This is a genomic window from uncultured Lactobacillus sp., from assembly GCF_944327175.1.
In the GTDB taxonomy this organism is placed as follows: domain Bacteria; phylum Bacillota; class Bacilli; order Lactobacillales; family Lactobacillaceae; genus Lactobacillus.
The window spans coordinates 1-5,452 of the sequence record NZ_CALVGT010000038.1; the positions used below are offsets into that span (position 1 = coordinate 1).

A 5,452-nucleotide genomic window follows, 5' to 3' on the forward strand; every position below is an offset into this window, starting at 1 on the left:
AAGCCTATTTACCATGGGCTGAGAATGTCCAGCTCCACTGTAAATAAAGTCCTATAAACTGATTAATCCCATCTTAGCATTGCTAGGATGGGATTTTAATATACTCTGCTATTGGGTGCTTACAGAAAACAAAAATTTAGCGCAGATAAAAATGGATTAGTCACGCGACTAACCCATTTTTCTTACGTCAATATTTACCCCACGTTCCAGGCGCTGCATCAAGAAAGAAACCACATCACTGGCCTGCTTGTTGAAGCGGAGGTAGTAGATCTGATGGCGGCTGGTTTCCAGGGCCGCGATCGACAGGTCGCCCACTTCCGGCGGCGCCGCAGTCAAGATCACCTGGCTGATTTCGCTGTATTTCAAGGTCCGGCGGAAGTAACCGCTCAAAACCACCCGCTTGTCAGCAAAGCCCGACGTGGCTTCCAGGATCCCCGTCAAAATGAAGAGGGCCAGGAAGACGATAAAGCCGGGAGTTCCCAGGTCCAGGTAGCCCCAGCTGGCCCCCAGCCAGACCAATAGGATTGGCATGACCACCGCCGTCATTCGCCAGCGGGCCCGCAGGATCACCGTGGCCTGGCTGTACCAGCTGTAGCCGGCATAGGCCGCCAGCAGGGTGTTGACGACCAAGTAAAATAACGTGTCCATGGATTCACCTCAAATATAATATCTTCTGCAACTAGTAGCTTAATTATAGCAAACCAAGCGCTTATAATAGAATTAAAAGGCATCAGCCTGTTTTTTCTTAAGAAAGAGGCAAAAAATGGACCAAGCAAAACTTGCGGAATTTAAAGCAGACCTGAAAAGCGCCAAGCACCCCGTCTTTTTGACCGGGGCAGGCGTATCAACCCACTCCGGCATCCCCGACTACCGGTCCAAGACTGGCATCTACAACGGGGTCAGTGAGCCCCCGGAAGTCATCTTGAGCGAGGAGACCCTCTATGACCGGCCTCAGCTTTTTTACAACTTCGTCATGCAAAACATGTACTTCCCGGACGCCAAGCCAAATCTGATCCACGAAAAGATCGCGGCCATCTGCAATGAAAAAGGGGCCCTCATCACCCAGAACATCGACACCCTGGACCGGCAGGCCGGCAACCAGCACGTGACCGAATTTCACGGCAACCTCTACGATATCTATTGCTCCAAGTGCAAGCAAAAGGTCAGCTATGAGGACTACGCCAAGGGATACAAGCACGAGTGCGGCGGCATCATCCGGCCCGGTATCGTCCTTTATGGGGAAGGGATCAACCCGGACAATGTCAACCAGTCCATCCTGGAAATGCGCCAAAGCGACCTGGTCGTGATCGTCGGCACCAGCTTCGTTGTCTACCCCTTCGCCGGTCTTTTAGGCTACGCGGCAAAAGACGCCAAGATCTGGGCCATCAACTTGACTGAGATCCCGGCACAAGGGATCAAGCAACTGACCAGCGACGCCTTAGAGGTCTTTAAGGAAGTTTAGCTAGAGCTTCCTCAGCTGCTTCTTTTAAGACCACGGCCTGGTTATGCTCTTCATCCTTAGCCCCGTATAAAAAGAGGACGTCCCCTTCTTCCAAAAGTTCTTGCAAATGCTCCACGAAAGGGGGCCATTCAGGATTATCTGCCAATTCTTCCAGGTAATCTTGGCGGAAGTCCGGGTACCGGGCCGGGTCATGCTTAAACCAGGTCCGCAAATCCCGGCTGGGAGCCAGCACTTTCACCCATTCGTCTAAATTAGCAGCCTCCTTCTTGATCCCCCGGGGCCAGAGCCGGTCGACCAAGATACGGTAGCCGGCTGGCTGCTCTTTGGCGTAGATACGGACAGTTTTGATCGTTGACATAGGCGCACGCTTTCTATTTACTTTGCTTGTAATGTATACTACAGTTCTATGTACTCAGCCTTGTAAAAAATGGTTATCACTATATATTTTAGATAGAAAGATTGATTAAGCAATGGACTACAGGAATTTTTTCACCGGCAGGCCCACCAGCGAGATCTGCCGGGACCTGATCGGCCGCCCTTTTTATTATCAAGCCGGCGGGGAAAAAATCGGTGGCTATATCGTTGAAGCCGAGGCCTACCTGGGGGTCAAGGACCGGGCCGCCCACTCCTTTGGGGGAAGAAGAAGCCAGGCTAACGAGGGCCTGTGGCGGGCAGGCGGGACCATCTACATCTATGCCCAGCGGCAGTACGTCTTTTTCGACGTGGCCTGCCAGGAAGAAGGCAACCCCCAGGGGGTCTTGATCCGGGCTATTGAACCAGCCTGGGGCATAGACCAAATGGTTAAAAACCGGGGCGGCAAAAACGGGGTTCTTTTAACCAACGGGCCAGCTAAATTGATGCAGGCCATGGGAATCAAGTCGAGGTACTGGGACTTGGCTCCCTTGGCGGACAGTCCCTTCGTCATCGACTTGACCAGGAAAAAGGCTACTAAAGAAATCATTGCCTCTCCCCGGATCGGGATCGTCCAGGCAGATCCAACTTGGGCCCAGGCACCCTTGCGCTACTACCTGGCCGGCAACCCCTACGTTTCTGGCATAAAAAAGCGGGACTGGACAGAAGATCATGGTTGGGCGTGAATAGGAAGCGCTAACAATCGCAAAAAATTCGAAAAGCTAATTTTTTCTTGACTTTTTCTTAAAAGTAATTTAGCCTAAGTGTAGTTAAAAAATTATCCAATACAATAGAGGTCGCGATTGTTCACAAAAGCAAGGGGAGCTCACTGACAGTGTTGAGCCTTGTTATTAAGGGATATCGCCGAAATCAGCAGTGGGGTCGTGCGCGCTGTTGGTTGGGCTGCAGGAGAAAATTCTGCAGACTGTCCTAGTTTTCTAGGGAGCGCTATAATTTTTGGTATTCATACTGAATTTTACAGAATTAAAACAAGCCTCATTGTATACCGCAATGGGGCTTTTTTGCCGCTTTTTATTGTATTTCATAACTACTAAAAGCATATCGGAGGTTTATTCAGATGAAGAAGCACAGCAGCTGGATCAGCGCCTTAATGGCGGCGGTCCTGACGCTTGTCTTAGCTGTCAGTTGGAGCCAGCCGGCGCAAGCCAGCGGCACCTTGAAGATTGGTATGGAAGCCAACTACGCTCCATACAACTGGACCCAGACCACGTCCGCTAACGGCGCGGTCAAAATCGACGGGACCAGCTCCTACGCCAATGGTTACGACGTCAAGATCGCCAAGATCATCGGTCAAAAGCTGGGCAAGAAGGTTATCGTGGAAAAGACGCAATGGGACGGGCTTTTGCCAGCCCTGACCAGTGGCAAGATCGACTTGATCATTGCCGGGATGAGCCCGACGGCGGAAAGACGGAAGGCCATCAACTTCACCACCCCATACCGGACCAGCAACTTCGTGGTCATCGTCAACAAGCAGAGCAAGTACGCCAAGGCCAAGTACCTGACTGACTTCAAGGGGGCCAAGCTGACCGCCCAGCAAGGGACTCTGCACTACGACCTAATCAAGCAGCTGCCAGGGGCCAAGCGGGAACCAGCCTCCAAGGACTTCTCCGCCATGCGGGAATCCCTGGAAGCCGGCACGATCGACGGCTATGTGGCTGAAGACACGGAACTGACCTCCTTCAAGATGGTGGACTCCAACATTACCGGGGTCAACCTGTCCAAGATGAAGGGCTTCAAGGTTTCCTCTTCTGACGCGGAAGTTTCCATTGGGGTTAAGAAGGGCAACGACCAGCTGCTCAGCCAAGTCAACAAAATTTTGGCCGGCATTTCCACTTCAGAAAGAAACAAGCTGATGAAGGAAGCCGTGCAGCAGCAGCCACAAACCACGACCAAGAAGGAAAACTGGCTGGTTTCCATGCTGAAGAACTACGGGCAGATGATCCTGGAAGGGATCGGGATGACCCTCTTGATCTCCCTGGTCGGCACCATCGCCGGTTTCTTCATCGGTTTGCTGGTCGGCATCGTCCGGACTATTCCAGAACCAAAGAACAAGTTCAAAAAGGGCCTGTTAGCCTTCTGCAAGTGGCTCTTGTCCGTCTACGTTGAAGTCTTCCGTGGCACGCCAATGATGGTGCAAGCCGCGGTTATCTACTACGGGATCGCCCAGTTCTGGCACATCAACCTGAACAGAACGGTTGCCGCTTTGGTCATTGTCTCCATCAACACCGGGGCCTACCTGGCCGAAGTTATCCGCGGGGGGATCATCTCCACGCCGAAGGGGCAGTTTGAAGCCGCCAGTGCTTTGGGGATGACCCACAATCAGAGAATGTGGAACATCATCCTGCCGCAGGCTATCCGGAACTGCCTGCCGTCAATCACCAACGAATTTATTGTCAACATTAAGGACACTTCAGTATTGAGCATCATTTCAGTATCAGAACTGTTCTTCGTTGGTTCAACGATCGCCAGCCAGAGCTTCCAGTTCTTCCAAACCTACCTGGTCATCTCGGTCATCTACCTCTTCTTGACCTTTACGATCACCCGGATCTTCAACTTAATTGAAAAGCACATCGAAGGTCCTAAAAACTACAACATGATGGCCAACCAAGTTCAAGTCGGCACGCAGGAAGGAGACAAGTAAAAGATGGCTGATTACAAGGATAATGAAATTATTTTAAACGTTCAGCACCTGCAAAAGGCTTACGGTGAACACCAAGTTTTGAAGGATATTTCCTTTGAAGTCCACAAGGGCGAGGTTATGACGGTCATCGGTCCTTCCGGTGGCGGTAAGTCAACCATGCTCCGCTGCATCAACTTGCTGGAAGATCCAACTGGCGGGGAAATTCTTTTCCATGACCAGAACATCCTGGATGAAAACTACAACATCCCCCGCTACCGGTCCAAGGTTGGCATGGTTTTCCAGCAGTTTGAGCTTTTTGAAAACAAGAACGTCTTGCAAAACTGCATGATCGGCCAGGAACTGGTTCTGAAGCGGTCAAAGGAAGAAGCCAAGAAGATTGCCCTGGAGAACTTGAAGACCGTTGGGATGGACCCCTACGTTGACGCTAAGCCCCGCCAATTGTCCGGTGGGCAGAAGCAGAGAGTAGCGATTGCCAGAGCCATCTCCATGAATCCGGAAATCCTCCTCTTCGACGAACCGACCAGTGCCCTTGACCCGGAAATGGTCGGGGAAGTTTTGGAAACCATGAAGAAGCTGGCCAAGACTGGTTTGACCATGATCGTGGTTACCCACGAAATGGCCTTCGCCAAGGAAGTTTCCGACCAGGTCCTCTTCATGAGCGACGGTTACGTGACTGAACAAGGCAGTCCGGATGAAATCTTCAACCATCCGCAAAACGAAAAGACCCAGAAGTTCTTAGCCAACTTCCGTGGCCCGCAAATTTAATTACACGCAAAAAGCAGCCTCGCGGCTGCTTTTTTCTACTCTAAGTCAAGTGTTATCAACGATTTTAAGCAATTTTATTTTGAAATACAGGCCTAATCGGGAAATGGCTCCCGGAGAATCGAGTTAAATATCTGATTTAGGGCATGATAAAT

The 5,452-nt window shown here is 51.1% G+C and carries 6 protein-coding genes and 1 riboswitch; of the genes, 4 read left to right on the forward strand and 2 right to left on the reverse strand.

What is annotated here, in order from left to right:
• Window positions 1-168 precede the first annotated feature (168 nt).
• The gene (locus Q0J41_RS05155) at window positions 169-648 is read right to left on the reverse strand and encodes a hypothetical protein (RefSeq protein ID WP_296227026.1); all 480 of its coding nucleotides are present in this window, start codon (window positions 646-648) and stop codon (window positions 169-171) included.
• A 115-nt stretch (window positions 649-763) separates the two neighbouring features.
• Between Q0J41_RS05155 and Q0J41_RS05160 the strand changes: the two genes are divergently transcribed.
• Window positions 764-1,462, forward strand: coding sequence for an NAD-dependent protein deacylase (locus tag Q0J41_RS05160; protein ID WP_296227028.1), 699 nt, complete (start codon window positions 764-766; stop codon window positions 1,460-1,462).
• On the opposite strand, the gene Q0J41_RS05165 is transcribed toward Q0J41_RS05160, so the two are convergent.
• Window positions 1,449-1,820, reverse strand: a complete 372-nt coding sequence (locus Q0J41_RS05165) for a DUF488 domain-containing protein (protein ID WP_296227030.1) — start codon at window positions 1,818-1,820, stop codon at window positions 1,449-1,451. The genes Q0J41_RS05160 and Q0J41_RS05165 overlap by 14 nt on opposite strands.
• 112 nt (window positions 1,821-1,932) lie before the next feature.
• Here Q0J41_RS05165 and Q0J41_RS05170 point away from each other — a divergent pair, with 112 nt between their 5' ends.
• The 3 genes from Q0J41_RS05170 (at window position 1,933) to Q0J41_RS05180 (ending at window position 5,300) form a co-directional block, all read left to right on the forward strand.
• The gene (locus tag Q0J41_RS05170) at window positions 1,933-2,559 is read left to right on the forward strand and encodes a DNA-3-methyladenine glycosylase (RefSeq protein WP_296227032.1); all 627 of its coding nucleotides are present in this window, start codon (window positions 1,933-1,935) and stop codon (window positions 2,557-2,559) included.
• 97 nt (window positions 2,560-2,656) lie between these two features.
• Window positions 2,657-2,832: riboswitch (Lysine riboswitch) on the forward strand.
• A gap of 119 nt (window positions 2,833-2,951) precedes the next feature.
• A complete protein-coding gene (locus Q0J41_RS05175; protein ID WP_296227033.1) occupies window positions 2,952-4,535 on the forward strand; it encodes an ABC transporter substrate-binding protein/permease in 1,584 nt (527 codons plus the stop codon).
• A gap of 3 nt (window positions 4,536-4,538) precedes the next feature.
• Window positions 4,539-5,300 (forward strand): amino acid ABC transporter ATP-binding protein, encoded by a 762-nt coding sequence (locus Q0J41_RS05180; protein WP_296227035.1) that lies wholly within the window; start codon window positions 4,539-4,541, stop codon window positions 5,298-5,300.
• Window positions 5,301-5,452: the final 152 nt, after the last annotated feature.